We start from the raw sequence: 18,746 nt of genomic DNA, 5'->3' as shown, positions 1-18,746 counted from the left end.
GCCCTAATCTCAGAAAAATCGCAGCGGCGGCTTCTACTACCAAAGGCGCTAACCGCCGCTCGGCCCCTTCGTCGAAATGGAAAGCGGGCATGCTGATTGCTATCGCAGCTATCGGCTTTCTCCCGCGATCGAAAATAGCGACGGCTATCGACGCAACCTCAAGAATAAACTCGCCTACGCTGACTGCGTAACCTTGTTCCGCGACCTTGCGCAGTTCATTCTCGTAGACCGTCTTATCCGTGATCGTGTGGGCCGTATGAGATGGCATGCCCGCTCCAAGAATCTGATCGATCACACTGGCAGGCATATGCGCCAAGATTGCCTTCCCTGTTGCCGTGCAATGCGCTGGATTGTGCCGGCCCGGCGCGGCGATGTGTTTGATTGCACCCGGCCCGAGCGCCTGTTCGATATTAATAGCCTCATTTCTGGTCCACAAGCTCAGAGAACTGGTCTCTCTTGCATCCTCAGCGAGCTTCTCAAGAAAAGGCCTCGCGACGCGAACAACATCCAATTCAGCTAGGTGCTTGCTGGCTAAGGCAATGAGCTCCCCACCCAATCCGAACCGTCCGGTCTCGTCGTCACGCTGGACGTAGCCATTGTGTTCGAGGGTAGCAAGCGTTCGCGAAACAGCACTCGCATGCTTACCCAGCCGTCTGGCAATTTCGTTCACGCCAATCGGCTTGTCACTTGCTCCGACTGTTTTCAGGACATCCAACGCTCGTTGAACGGTTGTTACCTCACCGCTTGATCGCTCCACTTTGCCTGAAGCTCGTTCATTAGAACTCATATTAAATATCCCTTCAGCCTTGACATCATCGAACTCTGATACAATAGTAGCAACAGAATTGCATTATTTGCAACACTTTTCTTTCTGGGAGATGAGGATGCTGAGAGGCGAAAGGCTGCGATTGGAGCAGCTTTGTAAACATTACGGCAGCTACCGGGCGGTCCATGACGTCTCGGTTCAGATTGAGGCGGGTGAATTTGTCTCGTTTTTGGGTCCGAGCGGTTCTGGCAAGACAACGACCCTCATGATGATCGCTGGCTTTGAAACGCCGACATCCGGGCAAATCTTCGTGGGTTCTCAGCCGATCACCCGATTGCCGGTCCACAAGCGCAATATCGGGGTAGTTTTTCAGAGCTATGCACTTTTCCCCCATTTGTCCGTTTTCGAGAATGTCGCATTCGCATTGAAGATGCGCGGCGTGGTCGATGCAGAAATCCGATCGGGTGTCACGCAGGCACTCGACCTGGTGCAATTGTCTGGTTTTGAATCCCGCATGCCGCACGAGCTTTCTGGAGGACAACAGCAGCGCGTTGCGCTCGCCCGTTCTCTCGTATTTCGACCAGGTGTAGTTCTTATGGACGAGCCACTCGGTGCGCTCGACAAGCAGCTTCGCGAGCATATGCAGATCGAACTGAAGCGTCTCCAGCAATCGCTTGGTACCACGGTCATCTTTGTAACGCACGATCAGAGTGAAGCTCTGACCATGTCGGACCGCATTATGGTTATGAACCAAGGCGGGATCGTGCAGATGGGAACGCCTGAAGAAATCTACGAAGCGCCGCAGACTCGTTTTGTCGCCAGCTTCATCGGCGAATCCAATTTTCTCGACGCAAAGATCCTTGAAGCCAATGAGCAGGGGCCGATCCTCGATGTCGCCGGCCTCAGGGTTCGTGCGAGCTGGGCGGCCGGGAAGCGCCAGCAAGGCGCCGGAACCCTCATGGTGCGCCCGGAAAAGATCGTCCCCCTAACTATCGATAGCCGTGCGGACAACGCATTTGAAGGCACGGTGCAAGAAGCGATCTATTGGGGAAACATCATCAAATATCGCATCCTGCTACGCGCTCCCAAGCCAGTAAGCATTTCTGCGGCCGTTCCATACCACGCATCGTCGCCGCGCTTCCACTTGAACGAAACCGTTCGAGTCGGGTGGGATGCTCGCGATGCTCGGCTTCTGAATGAAGAGCCAAGTGCGCACACGCGACCTGATGGAGCCGCCGAGCTCAACGAACGCCAGACTGCAGCTTAACCGTGCCTTTAACTCATAAAAAGGGGAACACGATGACACAATTTTCTACCAACCTGAGTAGGCGCCAGGCCCTGTTCACATTAGGGAGCGCCGCAGCTTTTACCCTTGGCGCACCCGCAATTCTTCGGGCACAGTCTGCTCCCTTGGTTGTCGTCTCAGGCGGCGGCTCCTACGAGGAAGCTTTCAAAAAGGCCGTCGTCGAGCCCTTCCAGCGCGAGAGGGGCATCAAGGTGACGTACACATCTCCCGCTGACGAAGCAAAACTCAGGATTCAAGTCGATAGCGGCAACCTGCAATGGGATCTTGTGGAGTTACCGAACCCTGCACTTCGACCTGACGCTTCCAAATATCTTGAAGAGATCGATTACCAGGCCTTCGACAAGGAGACCGTGGACAACCTTCTCCCAGAGGCGAAGAAGAAATACGGGGTCGGCTCGTATGTCTTCAGCACTGTAATGTCGTTCTCCACATATGAATACCCGTCGGATAAGCCGCGTCCAACGAGTTGGGCCGAATTCTGGGATGTCGACAAGTTTCCCGGACCACGCTCCCTGCGAGCTTGCGCCGCAGGTGATCCGACAACGATCGAGTTCGCACTTCTTGCTGCCGGTGTGCCGAAGGACAAACTCTATCCGATCGATCTCGACAAGGCCTTCGCTTCCCTCGATCACATCAAGGCCGAAGTCACCAAGTTTTGGACCGTCGGAGCTGAGCCGGGTCAAATGCTTTCCGATCGTCAGGTATCAATGTCATCGGCGTTCAATGGGCGCTTGCAAACTCTCAAGGATCAGGGCGCTGGAGCCGACTACCACTGGGACGAGGCGGAACTGAGCCCTGTCTATTGGGTCGTCCCGAAAGGCACCAAGAAGCGCGCCGAAGCAATGCAGTTCGCCGCCTATGCATCCTCAGCCGAAGCGCAGGCAAGACTGAACAACCTCATCTTCTACGGTCCGTTCAATCGCGCCGCCTTCAAGTTCATTGATCCGAAGATCGCTGCAAATCTACCAACAGGCCCAGGTAACATCGAGAAGCAGTTCTTCCGTAATATCGAATTCTGGGAAGCGGTTTCGCCATCCGGCAAAACAAATACCGAAGTACTAGTCGAACGCTGGCTGAAGTGGGTGGCAGCATAAAATGACGACGCTAAGCCAATCTATAATTGGCGCCATCAAGTGGCCAGCTAACAATCGAGAGGCAGTGACGCTTCTCGCCCCGGCTTCACTTCTCCTTGGCGTCTGTTTTTTCGTCCCGCTCTTCGGTTTGCTCTCCATGAGCTTTCTGGACCCTGAGTTCACGTTAAGAAACTATCAGGAGTTTCTCGGCAACTGGACCAGTTGGATCATCTTGGGACGCACGTTTTCGCTCGCCGCAAGCGTGACGGTGATCTGCCTCCTCCTGGGCTATCCCCTTGCTTACTGGATTGTTTCCGCCCGTGCGTGGGTCTCCGGGCTGCTGATGTTCACGGTCGTTCTGCCCTTTTTCACCAGCTATCTCGTAAGAACATACGCGTGGATGGTTTTGCTGGGGCGCTTCGGCATTATCAACCAGACTTTGATGGCCCTTGGCGTCACCGCACGTCCGTTGGATCTGATTTACAACCAGTTCAGCGTTCTCGTGGCGATGGTCTACATCCTACTACCATTCACGGTGATGGTCCTGTCGAGCGTCATGAGAGGAATTCCTCATGGCTTGACGCGCGCCGCTGCCTCACTCGGAGCGCCTCCTAGCCAGAACTTTTGGCGGGTATTCTTCCCCTTGAGCATGCCGGGTATCATCGCGGCCGGCTTGCTGGTTTTTGTGTTCGCCCTCGGCTTCTACATCACGCCGGCACTGCTGGGAGGTCCCAAAAATGTCACCTTGCCGATGCTTATCGACTCCTATGTGAACGGCACACTCGATTGGCCTTTGGCGGCAGCGGTCGCTGCTGTCCTCCTGGTAGTAACGCTACTCCTTTACACCGTCTCCAATAAATTTGTCGGCACGGAACGGCTGCTTGGCTCTCAGCATGGAGCCGGTGCCAAGGGGGCAGCTGTTACCCGCTCGACGGGCGGGTATGTCCGGTTTGTTGACTTCGTGACCAAGATCTTGCGTGTCATGGGCAAACTGGTGCCGTCTTTCGTCGGGAGCACTCTCGAACGGGCCACTCTCGGAAAAGTTTTGCTTTATTCGGTCGGCATCCTGGTTGCGGCGTTTTTGGTCAGCCCAATCCTGATTATCATCCCGATGTCGTTTAGCTCTTCCCGTTTCCTGGACTTTCCTCCGCCAGGCTTCTCGCTGCAGTGGTACCAAGCGTATTTCACAAACGATACTTGGATCGCTGCCACTGTGCAGAGCCTGATCGTCGGTATAGCGACTGCGTTTGTCAGCGTAGCTGTTGGCACCGCGGCCGCGATGGCCCTGGTGCGCGGAAGTGCCACGATGCGCCGCGTCGGTTACCAGTTGCTACTCGCACCGATGATCGTTCCGACGATCGTCAGCTCGGTAGCGCTCTACTTCCTGTTTGCGAAAGTTCAGCTTGTCGATACGACGATCGGGCTTGTCATCGCGCATAGCATCGGAGCAACTCCCCTCGTCGTTTTGATCGTCGCGGCAAGCCTTCAATCTCAAAACGTTCGCCTGGAACATGCGGCGGCAAGCTTGGGGGCTTCCCGTGCAGTCACCATCTGGAGGATCGTTCTTCCGCTAATCCGTCCAACGATCTTTGTGGCTGGCTTCTTCGCGTTCCTTCACTCTTTCGACGAAGTGGTGCTGTCCCTGTTTATCAGCGGTCCGACCACGATGACACTTCCCGTGAAGATGTGGTCAGGGGTGCGCGAAGATATCACTCCAACTATCGCGGCTGTCTCCACTCTTCTGATCAGCTTCACTGTCATCATGTATGGGGTGATGGAGATTTACCGCCACAACGCCGCCAGAGCCAAAGCAAGATAAGACACTATTGAGGAAAACCTAAGTGACCCAAATTTCACCGCCAGAAATGGACTTTCCGATTGAGGAATATCGGACTCGGCTTCGGCGCACGCAGGAGGCAATGCGTAAAGCTGACCTCCCGGTTATCGTTCTTCACCAGCCGGAAAACATTCTCTACCTAACCGGTTTCTACACAACCGGCTACTTCTCCTACCACGCTGTTGCCGTTCCGAGCGAAGGCGATCCGGTACTACTTCTTCGTGACGTCGAAGTGCCTGCCGCGCGTGCCACCTCGTGGATCAAAAATCACTACATCTACAAAGATGAGCCAGACCCTGTACCAGCGTGGCTCGACACCACGAAGCGGGCGCTTGAGGACCTTGGCCTTGCCGGAGGCCGTGTTGGCGTTGACGAGCACTCATGGTTCCTGACAGTCGAACGTTGGAAAATGCTGCAGAAGCTGGTTCCTCACGCGACTTTGGTAAAGGAGCCACGGATCGTCGATCACCTGCGCCTGATCAAATCCCCAAGGGAAATTGCCTTCCTTCGCGTGGCGGCAAGCCAGGCGGAGAAAGGCGTACAAGCTGGGATGGAGGCGAGCCAGGCTGGTGTGACTGAACGCGTGGTCGCTGGCGCGGTGTTCAACGCTTTGGTCAGTGCCGGCTCCGGGTTGCCGCTGAGCGGCATCATCACCTCTGGGACGCGTACCGATCTGTTGCACGGGGATTTCTCCGACAGGCGCCTAGAGCGTGGTGACACCGTCTATTTCGAACTGCAGGGAATTCATCAAAAATATTGGGCACGCATCATGCGTACGACCGTCGTCGGTCCCGCCAGCGATGCGCAAAAGCGAACTGCCGAAACTATCATCCGTATCCAAGATGAAGCGATCGCCACAATGCAAGCCGGCGCAAATGCTGGCGTCGTCGACAAGGCGTTCAGGGATCCGCTTATCGCGAGCGGACTTCGAGAATCATACACAAACCGGGCTGGTTATTCACTCGGACTGAACTATCGCCCGTCCGCCGGCGAATTTATTCGCGAGTTTGTCCCGGGCGTCGATTGGATGCTTGAACCAGGTATGGTGTTCCACATGCTCATGATGGGCGCCGGCATGGGATTCAGTGAAACTATTCTGATTACCGAGAACGGACCTGAACGACTGACGACGATGGAGCGCAAGCTCTTCGCCGGTCTGTAAGCGCGATAGTGAGGCAAATTCCCATGCGACCAGTCATTGGTATTGTCAGCAATTTCGACGTCGAAAAGAAGGGTTACTTCTGCTTCGAGAACTATGTCCACGCGATCGAATCTTCCGGAGCCCTTCCGGTCATCCTGCCTTACGTCAACGAGGCTGACGTTGGTCAGCTTCTCGACATTTTGTCGGGCGTCATCCTTTCGGGCGGAGGTGATTTCCCAACGGAGCTTTACGGTGCGGCGCCGCATCCGGCCGTTCAGCGCATGATCCCTGAACGCGATGCTTTCGAATTCGCGCTTGCACGGGCCGCGTACGCCCGGCCGATGCCAATTCTTGGCATCTGCAGGGGAATGCAGATGTTGAACGTCATCGCGGGTGGAACGATCTATCCGCATACCCTGGATTCACTTCCCGACGTAGTCGACCACCGCGATGGAACGCCTCTCGACCAGACCGTGCACGGCATTCGCATCGAGCCTAACACACACCTGTCCCGCCTCATTGGCGATCAGGAACTCTCGTTCAGGGTCAACAGCTTGCATCATCAGGCTGTCGATCTCTTGGCGCCGGGGTTCGTCGTTTCTGCCCGTGCTGACGACGGCGTCGTCGAAGCCATTGAAGCGACAGACCAGCCGTTTGTCGTTGGCGTTCAGTGGCATCCGGAAGCCATGTTTGAAAGTGAACCGGCTTGCCGCTCCTTGATCGAAAACTTCGCCAAGGCATGCGGAGCGAAATAAGCACTTGAAAGCAAAGCCGCAGCCGTCTCCGCGGTTGCGGCTTTAAGAAATTCTGTAGTTGACACCGAGAGCGATCAGCTTCGTCGGAGGGCAATGCGTTGCGCCATTTCTCGATAATACGGCGCGGGTGGGGCGGCGTGGCTGTGCCGACTTCGCGTGAATCAATGACTAAAGAAAGCGATCTTGGATCGCGCTTCTCGAACCGCTTAGTTCGATAAATAACAATGGAGCACAACGTGCAGCCTCTCCCAAAACTTGCAAACTTCGTTGCAAACTATCCGGCCGGGAGCCTTCCGCTAGCGACCAAAAAGACAATTGCCACCTTGCTGTTGGATTTGATCGGCGCGACGGGGGCGGGGCTCAATTCGCCGTTGGCAGCGGCCGCACGCGCTTCCGCATTGAGCGCGTATGGCGATGGATCCATCAGCGTTTGGTTGACCGACCGCACATCCAGCGTTGTTGGAGCCGCGATGGCAAACAGCGCCGCTGCAAGTGCGCTCGACATCGACGACGGCCATCGTGGGGCTGCTGGCCATGCCGGCGCTGGCGTCATTCCCGCAGCCTTAGCGGTGGCGGAAGCAGTCAGCGCTCCGACTGCCGAAGTGTTGACGGCTATTGCGCTCGGATATGAGGTCGCGCTGCGCGTCGCCAGCTGCCGACCCGCCGCATCGGTAGATACATATGCGAGTGGGCGATGGGTCAACTACGGCGCAGCCGCCGTCGCCGCACGCCTGCTGAAGCTCAGTGCCGAGCAAACTGCACACGCGCTGGGCATTGCCGGCGGCGAAGGTCCTATCGTCTTCACGGCACCCTCTCCCAAGTTTGAAGGCAGCACGATCAAGGAGGGTATTCCACCAGCCGTTGTCGCAGGAATCACTGCAGCCTATCGGGCCCGCGAAGGCGCAACCGGTCCCTTCGATCTATTCGACGACGAGACCCGATTTGATCCCAAGGTGCTTCTCGAGAATCTCGGCTCGTCATGGGAAGCGCAGAAATGCTATCTGAAGCCGTATGCGTGCTGCCGGTATATGCACGCTGCTGTCGATGCGATCCTCTCCATGCGCCAGCCGGGCAAGGAAATCAAAACGCTTCGGATCGACACGTTCCCTCAGGCGATGCGTTTGGCCAATGAACGCGCACCTACGAATCTTGAGGGGGCGCAATACAGTTTTTACTTTAATTGCGCGCTCGCCGCACTCCACGGCGGCGAAGCTCTCCAACCGGTGGATCTTGCACGGCTCACCGACAAGAGCGTGCTCGAATTGGCCGATCGCATCGAATTGGTGGCTTCTGCAGAATTCGCGACATCGTTTCCAGTCGGAACGCCGGCTCGCGTCCTGATGGATCAGGGTAAAGGGATTGAGGAAATGCTCGTGTTACATCCTCTCGGTGATGTGGCGAATCCCATGTCCACCGATCAGATCGTTGAGAAGTTCAAGAACATCACCGAGGATCTTGGCGCCGAATGGCAGGAGAAGATCATTTTCTCGGCCTTGAACTTCGAAGAAGGCGGCATGGCCCCGCTCGTTGCGGCACTGTCCCCTATCGAGGCTGGCGCAATTTGGCAGGACGCTGCAGGAGGACACATGACCGGCCCGAAGCAGTCGGCTATCGCCGTGTAGAACATGGCAGGGCGGCGAGGTCGCGGTTTCCCACGCTTGGTGCATGCGCAACATGAAGAAAAGTGAATCGCGTCATAGCGATCCATTACCGGATACAAGTTTATATGGAAGAAGAATGCCATGGATACTTCCTCGAAACCTGCCGAAGTGGAATACACGTCGTCTTTCCTTGAGAGTGTTGAAGGATATATCGATCGAGCTTTTGGCCATCTAAGCCTTCCGGAAGGACTTGCCGAGCGCATTCGCGCCTGCAACTCCACGTACACGGTTCGCTTCGGTGTGCGTCTCCGGGGCCGCATGTACAGTTTCACGGGATGGCGCTCCGTTCACAGTGAACATGTCGAGCCAGCCAAGGGCGGGATCCGTTACGATCTCGCATCAAACGCAGAGGAAGTTGAGGCGCTTGCCGCCCTAATGAGCCTCAAATGCGCGCTCGTCGATGTGCCGTTCGGCGGGTCAAAAGGCGCTCTCGCCATCGATCCCAAGGAATGGGAAGTCCATGAACTGGAGCGTATCACCCGACGCTTCACCCAGGAACTGGCAAAGAGAAATCTCATTTCACCGGGCCGCAACGTTCCTGCACCGGATGTGGGTACCGGCGAGCGCGAAATGGCCTGGATGGCCGATGAATACAAACGCACCGGGCCGGCCGATATCGTCAATGCCAATGCCTGCGTCACTGGCAAGCCGCTTTCACGCGGAGGCATCGCAGGGCGTACCGAAGCCACTGGGCGTGGAGTGCAATACGCTATCCATTGCTATCTGCGTGATCTTGACCGAAACGGAGTTGCAGGCAATCGCGATCTGTCGTCGATGACGGTCACTGTTCAGGGCTTCGGCAATGTCGGTTATCATGCCGCGAAATTCCTGAGCGAGGAAGACGGTGCGAAAGTCATCTGTATCGTTGAGCGGGACGGATACTTGTTCGATCCCAATGGCCTCAATGTCGAGGTGGTAAAGCAGCACCAGTTGGCGACAGGCAGCATACTCGGCTTTGAAGGAGCCGAATCCTTCGCCAATAAGGCAGCGGGTCTCGAAGTGGCCTGTGACATTCTGATCCCCGCTGCGATGGAGTCAGCCATCAGCACGGCGAACGCTAGCCGCATAAGAGCCAAGCTGATTGTCGAAGCGGCGAATGGGCCGGTCACCTTCGATGCAGAGCCGGCACTCCTTGAGGCAGGCATTGTCATATTGCCAGATCTGTTCGTAAACGCGGGTGGTGTGATCGTCAGTTACTTCGAGTGGGTCAAAAACCTTACCCATATCCCCTTCGGTTTGATGGAACGGCGGCGCCGCGAACGCAGAAATAGTCAGATCACAAGCGCGATGGAGACCATGACGGGCAAGAATTTTCCGTCCGACATGCGTGATGATTTCCTTGAAGGCGGTAGCGAGATCGATCTCGTACGATCCGGTCTCGACGACGTCATGCGTGGTGCATACGACCAGATGGTCCAGACGCTCCGCCTGTTTCCGGACATTAGGGACTTTCGAACAGCTGCCTACCACATCGCTCTGTGCCGGATTGCTGAAGCATACAAGGCAATTGGGATCTGATGCGAAATACAATCTGAGGAATCGGGAGCGCGACTAAGTTAGGTAACCGATCTTCTACTACCCAGGGCGCGTGACTGCTGCTGAACGCAGTTCAGCAGCAGTCAACCTGGTATATACCTCAAATTCCGAGGCCGGTGATTTCTTATTCCATTTCATATCAGTTCAACATCCGCAGATTAGCAATCATGTGGAAATAGCGCGAGACGAGCGGGAAATGACTGGCGCGGAGAAAGACGACCCATCCTCTTTATTAGCGCCCCTCAAGAACCCGACGTTCCGGTCGGTCTTCCTCGCGTCGCAGCTTTCGAGTCTGGGCTGGCTGATGCAAACGGTGGCGCTCAGCTGGCTGATGGTGTCGATCGCCACCTCGGACGTGATGGTGGCACTTGTACAGGCCGCCTCGACTCTGCCGACCTTCTTTCTGGCGATCTTTGTTGGCGCGATCGCCGATAACTACAACCGTCGCATCGTCATGATCGTTGGCCGAAGCCTGATGATGGCAGCTTCCGCCATGTTGGTGGTGCTGATGGCACTTGGCATCACTAATCCATGGATCATTCTTGCCTTCAGCTTTCTCGATGGCTGCGGCATTGCGCTGGCAGATCCTGCCTGGCGTGCCTCACTTGGCGACATGCTGGAGCGCCGTCACCTGCCGTCTGCCGTCACGCTCCTCAACGTCGGTTTCAACACGGTCCGCAGCGTCGGCCCAGCGCTGGGCGGTTTTATCGTCGCTGCTTTTGGGCCGTTGGTCACATTCGCGCTGACGACGCTTGGCTTCGTTGCGCCCCTGACCGCCCTCTGGCGAAACAACTGGAAAGTGCCGATCTCATCGCTTGCCCGCGAAGCTTTGATGACCGCCATCTACGACGGCCTGCGCTTTACCGCCATTTCCTCGGAAATCAAGACTACGATCGTTCGCGGCACCCTCTTTGGAATTGCAGGCACCTCCATCCTCGCACTGCTGCCGCTGGTTGCCCGTGACCAGTTGAAGGCTGGCCCAATTACCTACGGCATCCTGATGGCCGGCTTTGGCGCCGGCGCGCTGGTTGCCGGGCTCACGAACCCGCGTCTCAGGCGGACGTTGACGCAGGAACATATGTTCCTGCTTGCCTGCATCGCCTGCGCGGCCTGTGCGTTGTCGCTGGTGTTTACCTCGTCGCTGGCCATAGCGACGGTATCTCTGGCGTTTGGCGGCGCCGGCTGGGTGACGGCATGGTCGGGATTGGGCGTTAACGTACAACTGGCAAGCCCGCGCTGGGTGGTCGGCCGCACCATCTCGATTTACAGTGCCTTCACTTATGGCGGCATCGCCGGCGGTAGCTGGCTCTGGGGCACGATCGCTGAAAACTACTCACTCCCTGGGGCGTTAGGGGCTTCTGCCGGAGCTTCGCTGTTCGTGGCCACCCTAGGGTTCAAGCTGCCGATCAGCAATCGTTTTGAATCGGAACTTGAACCCTCGGGTTCGTTCGATGCTCCGGCGGTTGCCCTCGACCTGAAGCCACGAACCGGCCCAATCCTGATCACCACCGAATATTGCATATCGGACGACAATACCGATCTGTTTCTCGACGTCATGCGCAGACGCCGGAATGCGCAAAGCCGGGTCGGTGCCCGGCAATGGACGCTCACCCGCGATGTGCGGGAGCCGTCGCGTTGGCTCGAGACCTACCGCACTCCGACCTGGATGGATTATCACCGGCTGCATCACCGCTTGACGGCGGCTGACAAGCAGCTCGACCAAGAACTCATCGAACTCACACCGGAGAGGCATCCCCCGCGAACGAGCATACTGGTCGAACGCCCGACCGGAGCACTCCGCAAGTCGTCTCCGCCCGTGCCCTATGTTTCGCAGAAATGAGCAACCTATGTTGATAAGTACGAACAGGATGGCATCCCCGAACCGGCCATATGTCCACGGGACGTCGCACGGCACTTCCGATGCGGCGTATGGCCACTGTCCCTGCGACCATCGTCGCCCCGACAGCACAATCTGGAGACCACACTAGGCCCACCGGTCCCCGGGGCTGGGCGGCCCAAACAGCATGGAGAAAGTTCGAATGTTACACTGGCTGGACAAGCTAACCGATCTCGCGGCAATTCCAAGCGACGAATGCATGATCAAAGGCGCCCTCTGGGATTTCGCCGAACGGGTCGGTCTTACCGCGCAAGTCGGCAAGAACTCATGAGGTGCGTCCGTGGTAAAGACGCGCCGCCCCATCGAGTTTCTTCATCTGCGCTATTTCGTGGCGGCAGCCGAGCAGGGGGGCTTTCGCAAGGCGGCGCGCGCGCTGGGTGTTCAGGTCTCGACCATCAGCCGGCGTATCGGTGATCTCGAGGACAATCTCGGCGCATCATTGTTTCACAGGCATACCGCCGGTGCCCGTCTGACCTATGCCGGGCAAAGGTTCCTCCCGCGCGCCCGGGAGATTGACCGACAGATCGGCGTGAGTGGCGACGACATTGCGATGATCGGTCGGGCAGAAATTGGCGTGGTGAGGATCGGCATCTTCTCCTCGCTCTCGTCGGGGTTCTTGTCGGATTTGCTGCGCCAATATGACCAGTCCCATGCCGCGGTGCAGATGGAACTCATCGACGGCAATCCGGTGGATCATGTTTCTGCGATCCGAGAGCTCGAACTCGATATCGCCTTCGTGACCGGCACACGGGATTGGCCAGACTGCGACAGCGAGCATTTCTGGTCGGAGCGGGTGTTTGCGGTTCTGCCGCAAACCCATCCTCTATCGAGCAAAACAGCGGTGACATGGCACGATCTTGCTGGCGAGATGTTCATCGTCAGCGACGTCCCGCCTGGCCAGGAGATCCATGACTATCTGGTTCAGCGCCTCGCGAGGCTTGGCCATCATCCGGATATCCAATCGCAACAGGTCGACCGCCACAATCTCTTCTCGCTCGTCGCTATAGGCCGAGGTCTGACCGTGACCAGCGAGGCGACGATCGCCACGCAGGTCCCGGATATCTGCTACCGCCCGATCAAGGGCGAAGTGCTGCCGTTCAGCGCCGTCTGGTCGCCGAAGAATGACAATCCAGCGCTGCGCCGTCTGATCAGTCTTGCAAAAACCATGGCGAGAGCGTCGCCCCCATAGGCTATTCACCGGATTGATGCGGCGCGGGCCGGCCGGTCTTTGCGCGTCGGGCCTTCGCGAAGCCCCGATCCGTCGCGACGAACCGCTCCAGCATCGGCACGATCAAACGCACGGACTCTATGGGTGAACCGCCGGGGGCGGCCAACAGTTCGCCATAGGCGATGAGATCCCGGTGGAGCGCCGCTGGCAGCTCCAGCGTCACCTTCACCGGTTTGTCGTCGGCGATCGGGCCGAGCTTCAGCTTGGTCATTGCGTTGCTCCATACGGCTCGAGGACGAGATCGCGCACGACAATCACGCGCACCGGGAACCCCGGCCGGATCGTGAGCGTCGGCGCGATGTTGAGTTGTTGCCGTACAATTTGCTGGCCGGCATCATTGATCGTGTCCTGCGCGCCGTTGCGGATGGCGTTGATCAGGCGGTCGTTATTGTCGGTCGCAAGTTCGGCGCCGACGCTGAGCAGCGTCGAGAGCCCGGCAGCCTTGGCGAGATCCCACCAGTGGTAGTTGACGCCATCCTCCAGACCGGCATAGCCTTCGGCGTCGGCGCCAGGTTGGCGCTCGAGCACGATCGATCGTCCGTTCGGAAAAATCAGCCTGTTCCAGACGAGCAGGATACGGCGCTGCCCAAAACCGACATCGTTGCTGTATTGGCCGATGACGCGGGTGCCTTGGGGCACGAGCAGAAAACGCCCGGTTGGGCTGTCATAGATGTTTTCGGTGACCTGCGCGGTGATCTGGCCAGGCAGGTCGGATCGAATGCCGGTGATGAGGGCGGCCGGGATGATCGCGCCGGCCTGAAGCACATAGGGAGAAGCAGGCGCTGCGACGCGGTCGGGCGAGACGGTGCGTTTGTCGGGCGCTGCATTGAGGAAGGCATTCTGCCGCTCGACCGCAGTCGGCGTCGATGGCTGAACGCCGAGGCCGAGAGCGGCCAGATCCGGTACGGGCTGGGCCGCTGGCGTTGCCTGCGCGGTGGCGGGCGTGCCGCTCGTCACTGGTCGCGTTTCGGTGGGAGCAAAAAGTTTTGCCGTGCGCGCGGATTCAAGTTCCTGCAATCGCCGTTGCTCTTCGGCGCTCAGGCCCGGATTGGGTGCGGCGATTGCCGGCGGCGGGACGGCATTCTGGGCGTTGAGGATAGGGCGGCCGAGATCGCCGGGAAGCGGTGGACCGAGGACCGGCCCGGTATAGTCCTTCGGTAGGCCGGCGAGACCGTCCGCCGTGGCGCGGCTGTCCGTCGAGATCAATTCCTCGGGCTTGCCGGCATCGCGCGTCTGCAGGGCATAGATCAGCGCGCCGCCGAGACCGACGCCGGCAACGAGGCCGAGCCCGGCCAACACCTTGCGCGAAAGCCGGGTGACACGCGGCGGCTGGGGGCGAAGCCGCATCGCGTGTTCGCCGGTGAGCGGCAGAGCGCCGTCCTCCGACGGTGCGTTCTTTTCCTTTTCGGGATCGGCTCCGCTCATGACGCCGGCCTTCCGTCCGTGCGGACGATGCGCACCCGCTTCTGGCGATCGCCGGAGCCGAAACGCAGCTCGGCGGCGGCGAAGAGCCGGTCGACGATCATGTGATGGCCACGCACGCGGTAGTTCACGAGCTCGGAGGTCTTGCCCTCGGGGCCGACAACAAAGAGCGGGGGCATTTCGCCCTGGCCGACACCGCGCGGGAATTCGATGAAGACCTGGCGGCCGTCATCGAAGGCCCGGAGCGGCCGCCACGGCGCGCGGTCGCCGTCGATGGTGTAACGGAAGTTCACATTCGCCAAATCGACGCCGGATGAGACCGGCTGGACTGCCTCGGCCTGCGCGTTCTGACGGCGTAGTGCGATGAGCTGGTCCTGCGGATACTGCCAGGAGACCGATGCCATGTAGGTGCGCTCGGTCGAGCGCAGCTCCATATGATAGGTACGGATGTTGGTGTTGATGACCAGATTGGTGGTGAGGTCCGGTCGCGTCGGTTTCACCAGGATGTGGATCTGCTTCGTCGCGCCCGAACCGCTTTCGGTATCGCCGATGATCCAGCGCACGGTATCGCCGGCGGCGACGGGCCCGGAGCCGACGAGCTGTTCGCCGGGCTGGAGGGCGATGTCGGTGATCTGCCCGACGGCGGTATAGACTTGATAGAGCGCTCCTTGCGTGAAGGGGTAGACCTGCATGGAGTTGATGAAGCCATTGCGTACCGGCTGCACGCGGGCCGCGGCATTGGCCTGGTTGACGCGGGCGGCGGGATCGGTCGGCTCGGCTCTTTGTTTTGAGGTCTCGACCGGCTTCAACTGGCCGGGCAGCGGCAGGGGCTTGGGCAGCTCGACGATGCGAACGGGAGAGGGCGGATCGGCGGTCTGCACGGCCGGTGCGGCATTGTCATATTCGATGTCCGGCGGTGGGGTCGCCGTCGCGCAGCCTGCCAACGCCGAGGCGGCCAGCAGGAGAAGCGGCAAGGAGATTTTACGCAAAGTCGTCCCTACAGCGATCCACGCATGCGGATTGTCGGTGAAACGGTTCGCCGGAATTCCGGCAGTCAGGCTAGACGGCCGGATCATTGTCCAAGCTCCTTCGACCAGTTGATGGCGTTGACGTAGATTCCGAGCGGATTGGCGCGGAGTTTTTCGGCGTCGCGCGGCGTCTGCACGACGACGGTGAGGATGGCGGTCCAGCGCGAGGTCTCGGTAAGAGAGCCGTCCTGGTAGCGCCGCTCGACCCAAGCGACGCGGAAGCTCGTGGGCGAGGCGCGAATGACGCTGGATACGTCGACGGCGATCTGCTGTTTGCCAACCTTCGTGAACGGGTCGTTGGAGCGAGCATAGTCGTTGAGCGCGATGGCGCCGGCCGACGTGGTGAACTCATAGGCGCGCAGCCAGTTCTGCCGCACGATGATCGGGTCGGCGGGGATCGAGCGGACCTGTTCGATGAAGCGGGCGAGATGCCAGGCAACCTGCGGATCGGTTGGTTGGTAGTCGGCCACAGCTGGCGCGATCGCCTGCGCCTGACCGAGCCGATCGATCTGAACCACCCAGGGGACGACCGTGCCGCGCGCCGATTGCCAGACGAGGGCGGAGGCGAAGCCACCGGCGAGGATCAGGCAACCGAAGGCCATATAGCGCCAGTTCTTCGCCTGTACGCGGGCGGAGCCGATGCGCTCGTCCCAGGCCTGCCCGGCGCGTTGATACGGCGTCTCGGGCTCGGGCGTCTTGCCATAGTGAGTGGTGGGTCGACGAAAAAGATTCACTGCTCAGTTCCCCTCTGAAAGATTGATCGAAGAGCCGCTGCCATGGCTGTCGCCGGAACGCACGGCATGGGCGGCCGTCTGGACGCCGTGGGAGACACGCTGGGAGCGCTGCATCCGCTTGGCCCAGTCGGGTGGGCTGCTGACGGCGCGGCTTGCTGCGGCAGAATCGGAGAAGGAGGCGTCGTTGGCGGCGTCAGACGTCCCGTCGATGGTACCCATGGTCGAGGTGCCGCCGGTGACTTCGAAGGCGGACTTCGCACCGGCATCAGTGCTCGATTTCATCGATTGGGCCGCACGCGATGCGGCGCGCTTCAATGGAGAGGCAGCAGCCGAGCCACCGGCGCGAGCGATACCGCCCAGACCGGATGCAGCGCCGGCTACGCCGGATTGCCCGGCGGAGCCCAGCGTGTAGGCGGTCGATGCAGCTCCTGCCATCGAAGCGCCACCGCGTGCGGCTGCAGCCGTGCCCGAAAGGGCGGCGGCACCGCCACGGGCTGCGAGGCCGGCCGCGCCACCAGCCGCAAGCGCCATACCGCCGGCGGCGAGACCCGTTCCGACGGCTGCACCGGCGCCAAGCTGCGGGCCGCCGGAGACGAGGCCGTTTGCGATACCAGGACCGAAGATGCCGAGGCCGAGCAGGGAGAGCGCCGCAAGCACGATCGCCATGGCCTGGTCGATCGTCGGGTTCTCGCCCCCGAAGCCGGCGGTGAATTGCGAAAACAGCGTCGAGCCGATGCCGATGATGACGGCGAGCACCAGCACCTTGATGCCGGAGGAGATGACGTTGCCCAGCACGCGCTCGGCCATGAAGGCAGATTTGCCGAAGAGGCCGAAGGGAATGAGGACGAACCCCGCGAGGGTCGACAGCTTGAACTCGATCAAGGTCACGAAGAGCTGCACCGCCAGGATGAAGAAAGCGAGCAGGACGAGCGCCCAGGCGAAAAGCAGGCAGGCGATCTGAATGAAGTTCTCGAAGAACGAGACCCAGCCCATCAGGCCGGAGATGGATTCCAGCAGCGGACGGCCGGCATCGAGGCCGGTTTGAGCGACCTTGCCAGGGCGCAGCAGGTCCTGAACGGAAAACCCGGTCCCGCTCGCCTTGAGGCCGAGGCCTGAGAAGCTCTCGAAGACGATGCGGGCGAGGTTGGACCAGTTGGAGATCAGGTAGGCAAAGATGCCGACGAACAGCGTCTTCTTGACGAGCCGGGCGATGATGTCGTCATCGGCGCCCCAGCTCCAGAACAGAGCGGCCAGCGTCACGTCGATGACGATCAGCGTCGTGGCGATGAAGGCGACCTCGCCGCTGAGCAGGCCGAATCCGGTGTCTATATATTTCGTGAAGGTCGCCAGGAATTGGTCGATCACGCCGGTGCTGCCCATGGTTATCGCACCTCCGTCGGGATCGTTGCTGCTCCAGGTGTCTCCGCGGTTGTGGATTGCGGGACTGCCGGTGCAGGCGAATTCAGGCCGAGGAAGCGGTCACGCTGTTCGGCCCATAGCGTGAGGCACCCACGATCGCGCAGCGCCGCCTCGCCAAGGCCCTGGCAGCGGCGAAGGCTCTCGCGCAGCGGGTTTGGAGCTGCGGGCGCGAGCGTGGGCGGCGACACAGCTGCCGGCGGTTCTGCTGTCCGGTTCATCTCGATCGCGGTCGCCGTGATGGCGATCGCGATGAAGACGACAGCGCCGATGCGGGCGAGGGTTTTGCCGTCCATGGTCGCGCCCTCAGCGATTGAACATCTGGGCGTTGCCGGGCTGGTATCCCGTGCCTGGCGCGAGGAAGCGGCGGCGTTGTTCGCGCCCCTGCTCGACGGCCGCAGCGCGCTCGGCTTCGGTCAGCGCCTGCGCGCGGCCATTGGCGGCGCCGACGGCCGTGAGATCGGCGAGTTGCTGGGCGAGGAGCGCGAGGAGCTGGTTGCCGGCCTGGGTCACCTGAAGCGCACCGGTCGCGCCCTGGCTCTGGCCTACGAGCGCCGACATCTGCGCGCGGTTGGTGTCGATATTGGCGACGACGCCGGCCTGCACGCGCATGGCGTCCTGCAGGCCGCCGACTGTGTTCTGCCAGCGGCTGCGCGCATCGGTGACGAGCTGCTGATCGGTCGCCGACATCGAGGCGTTCCCGTATTTCTGCTGGAACATCTGATCGATCTTCTGGACGTCGAAGGCGATGTTCTGCGCCTGGCTGAGAAGCGCTTGAGTCTTCTGCACCGACTGCTGAATCTGCTGGAGGGCGGAGAACGGCAGGTTGGCCAGGTTGCGCGCCTGGTTGATCAGCATCTGCGCCTCGTTCTGCAACGAGGTGATCTGATGGGTGATCTGCTCGAGCGAACGTGCGGCGGTCAGCACGTTCTGCGCGTAGTTCGAG

General features: G+C 59.7%; 18 protein-coding genes. 10 read left to right on the top strand and 8 right to left on the bottom strand.

Annotation, left to right across the window (positions count from 1 at the left end):
• Positions 1-787: IclR family transcriptional regulator (locus EOA23_RS18995; RefSeq protein ID WP_145966441.1), on the bottom strand; the 787-nt coding region annotated here is incomplete at its 3' end.
• A gap of 100 nt (positions 788-887) precedes the next feature.
• On the opposite strand from EOA23_RS18995, the gene EOA23_RS18990 reads away from it, so the two are divergent.
• The 10 genes from EOA23_RS18990 (at position 888) to EOA23_RS18945 (ending at position 13,161) form a co-directional block, all read left to right on the top strand.
• Complete coding sequence (locus EOA23_RS18990) at positions 888-2,033, top strand: ABC transporter ATP-binding protein (protein ID WP_348628572.1); 1,146 nt, start codon at positions 888-890, stop codon at positions 2,031-2,033.
• Between the two features lie 32 nt (positions 2,034-2,065).
• Positions 2,066-3,166 (top strand): ABC transporter substrate-binding protein, encoded by a 1,101-nt coding sequence (locus EOA23_RS18985; protein ID WP_127305258.1) that lies wholly within the window; start codon positions 2,066-2,068, stop codon positions 3,164-3,166.
• 64 nt (positions 3,167-3,230) lie between these two features.
• Positions 3,231-4,964, top strand: a complete 1,734-nt coding sequence (locus EOA23_RS18980) for an ABC transporter permease subunit (RefSeq protein WP_189341642.1) — start codon at positions 3,231-3,233, stop codon at positions 4,962-4,964.
• A 46-nt stretch (positions 4,965-5,010) separates the two neighbouring features.
• Positions 5,011-6,144, top strand: coding sequence for a Xaa-Pro peptidase family protein (locus EOA23_RS18975; RefSeq protein ID WP_127305263.1), 1,134 nt, complete (start codon positions 5,011-5,013; stop codon positions 6,142-6,144).
• Between the two features lie 23 nt (positions 6,145-6,167).
• Positions 6,168-6,878 carry a gamma-glutamyl-gamma-aminobutyrate hydrolase family protein gene (locus EOA23_RS18970; RefSeq protein ID WP_127305256.1) on the top strand — a complete coding sequence of 237 codons (711 nt, stop codon included), beginning with the start codon at positions 6,168-6,170 and terminating at the stop codon, positions 6,876-6,878.
• Between the two features lie 224 nt (positions 6,879-7,102).
• Positions 7,103-8,500 (top strand): MmgE/PrpD family protein, encoded by a 1,398-nt coding sequence (locus EOA23_RS18965; RefSeq protein WP_348628571.1) that lies wholly within the window; start codon positions 7,103-7,105, stop codon positions 8,498-8,500.
• Positions 8,501-8,620: 120 nt separating this feature from the next.
• Entirely contained in the window at positions 8,621-10,057 is a 1,437-nt protein-coding gene (locus EOA23_RS18960) for a Glu/Leu/Phe/Val dehydrogenase (protein ID WP_127305255.1), read from the top strand.
• A 214-nt stretch (positions 10,058-10,271) separates the two neighbouring features.
• Positions 10,272-11,915 (top strand): MFS transporter, encoded by a 1,644-nt coding sequence (locus tag EOA23_RS18955; RefSeq protein ID WP_127305261.1) that lies wholly within the window; start codon positions 10,272-10,274, stop codon positions 11,913-11,915.
• Positions 11,916-12,114: 199 nt separating this feature from the next.
• Positions 12,115-12,243 carry a hypothetical protein gene (locus EOA23_RS36960; protein ID WP_281058757.1) on the top strand — a complete coding sequence of 43 codons (129 nt, stop codon included), beginning with the start codon at positions 12,115-12,117 and terminating at the stop codon, positions 12,241-12,243.
• A gap of 9 nt (positions 12,244-12,252) precedes the next feature.
• On the top strand, positions 12,253-13,161 hold the full coding sequence (locus tag EOA23_RS18945) for a LysR family transcriptional regulator (RefSeq protein ID WP_245474256.1): 909 nt from the start codon (positions 12,253-12,255) through the stop codon (positions 13,159-13,161).
• A gap of 1 nt (position 13,162) precedes the next feature.
• On the opposite strand, the gene EOA23_RS18940 is transcribed toward EOA23_RS18945, so the two are convergent.
• The 7 genes from EOA23_RS18940 to trbJ all read right to left on the bottom strand — a co-directional run.
• The gene (locus EOA23_RS18940; RefSeq protein ID WP_127305254.1) at positions 13,163-13,411 is read right to left on the bottom strand and encodes a DUF2274 domain-containing protein; all 249 of its coding nucleotides are present in this window, start codon (positions 13,409-13,411) and stop codon (positions 13,163-13,165) included.
• Positions 13,408-14,625 (bottom strand): TrbI/VirB10 family protein, encoded by a 1,218-nt coding sequence (locus EOA23_RS18935; protein WP_127305253.1) that lies wholly within the window; start codon positions 14,623-14,625, stop codon positions 13,408-13,410. Before EOA23_RS18935 ends, EOA23_RS18940 begins: the two co-directional genes overlap by 4 nt.
• Complete coding sequence (gene trbG / locus EOA23_RS18930; RefSeq protein WP_127305252.1) at positions 14,622-15,698, bottom strand: P-type conjugative transfer protein TrbG; 1,077 nt, start codon at positions 15,696-15,698, stop codon at positions 14,622-14,624. Before trbG ends, EOA23_RS18935 begins: the two co-directional genes overlap by 4 nt.
• Positions 15,695-16,384, bottom strand: a complete 690-nt coding sequence (trbF, locus tag EOA23_RS18925) for a conjugal transfer protein TrbF (protein WP_127305251.1) — start codon at positions 16,382-16,384, stop codon at positions 15,695-15,697. Before trbF ends, trbG begins: the two co-directional genes overlap by 4 nt.
• 3 nt (positions 16,385-16,387) lie before the next feature.
• Entirely contained in the window at positions 16,388-17,764 is a 1,377-nt protein-coding gene (gene trbL, locus EOA23_RS18920) for a P-type conjugative transfer protein TrbL (RefSeq protein WP_127305250.1), read from the bottom strand.
• Between the two features lie 2 nt (positions 17,765-17,766).
• On the bottom strand, positions 17,767-18,096 hold the full coding sequence (gene trbK-alt / locus EOA23_RS18915) for a putative entry exclusion protein TrbK-alt (protein WP_127305249.1): 330 nt from the start codon (positions 18,094-18,096) through the stop codon (positions 17,767-17,769).
• A gap of 10 nt (positions 18,097-18,106) precedes the next feature.
• On the bottom strand, positions 18,107-18,746 hold a 640-nt coding region (gene trbJ / locus EOA23_RS18910; protein WP_127305248.1), incomplete at its 5' end, for a P-type conjugative transfer protein TrbJ.

Source organism: Mesorhizobium sp. M2A.F.Ca.ET.042.01.1.1, assembly GCF_003997405.1.
Taxonomy (GTDB): Bacteria; Pseudomonadota; Alphaproteobacteria; order Rhizobiales; family Rhizobiaceae; genus Mesorhizobium.
The sequence above is the reverse complement of the archived record's forward strand: the minus strand, read 5'-3'. Positions and strand labels throughout refer to the sequence as shown.

Coding starts and splice junctions, on each gene's coding strand:
- EOA23_RS18935 (WP_127305253.1), bottom strand. CDS start 14,625: ATGAGCGGAGCCGATCCCGAAAAGGAAAAGAACGCACCGTCGGAGGAC.
- EOA23_RS18975 (WP_127305263.1), top strand. CDS start 5,011: ATGGACTTTCCGATTGAGGAATATCGGACTCGGCTTCGGCGCACGCAG.
- EOA23_RS18985 (WP_127305258.1), top strand. CDS start 2,066: ATGACACAATTTTCTACCAACCTGAGTAGGCGCCAGGCCCTGTTCACA.
- EOA23_RS18960 (WP_127305255.1), top strand. CDS start 8,621: ATGGATACTTCCTCGAAACCTGCCGAAGTGGAATACACGTCGTCTTTC.
- trbL (WP_127305250.1), bottom strand. CDS start 17,764: ATGGGCAGCACCGGCGTGATCGACCAATTCCTGGCGACCTTCACGAAA.
- EOA23_RS18965 (WP_348628571.1), top strand. CDS start 7,103: ATGGAGCACAACGTGCAGCCTCTCCCAAAACTTGCAAACTTCGTTGCA.
- trbK-alt (WP_127305249.1), bottom strand. CDS start 18,096: ATGGACGGCAAAACCCTCGCCCGCATCGGCGCTGTCGTCTTCATCGCG.
- EOA23_RS36960 (WP_281058757.1), top strand. CDS start 12,115: ATGTTACACTGGCTGGACAAGCTAACCGATCTCGCGGCAATTCCAAGC.
- EOA23_RS18940 (WP_127305254.1), bottom strand. CDS start 13,411: ATGACCAAGCTGAAGCTCGGCCCGATCGCCGACGACAAACCGGTGAAG.
- EOA23_RS18970 (WP_127305256.1), top strand. CDS start 6,168: ATGCGACCAGTCATTGGTATTGTCAGCAATTTCGACGTCGAAAAGAAG.
- trbG (WP_127305252.1), bottom strand. CDS start 15,698: ATGATCCGGCCGTCTAGCCTGACTGCCGGAATTCCGGCGAACCGTTTC.
- EOA23_RS18955 (WP_127305261.1), top strand. CDS start 10,272: ATGACTGGCGCGGAGAAAGACGACCCATCCTCTTTATTAGCGCCCCTC.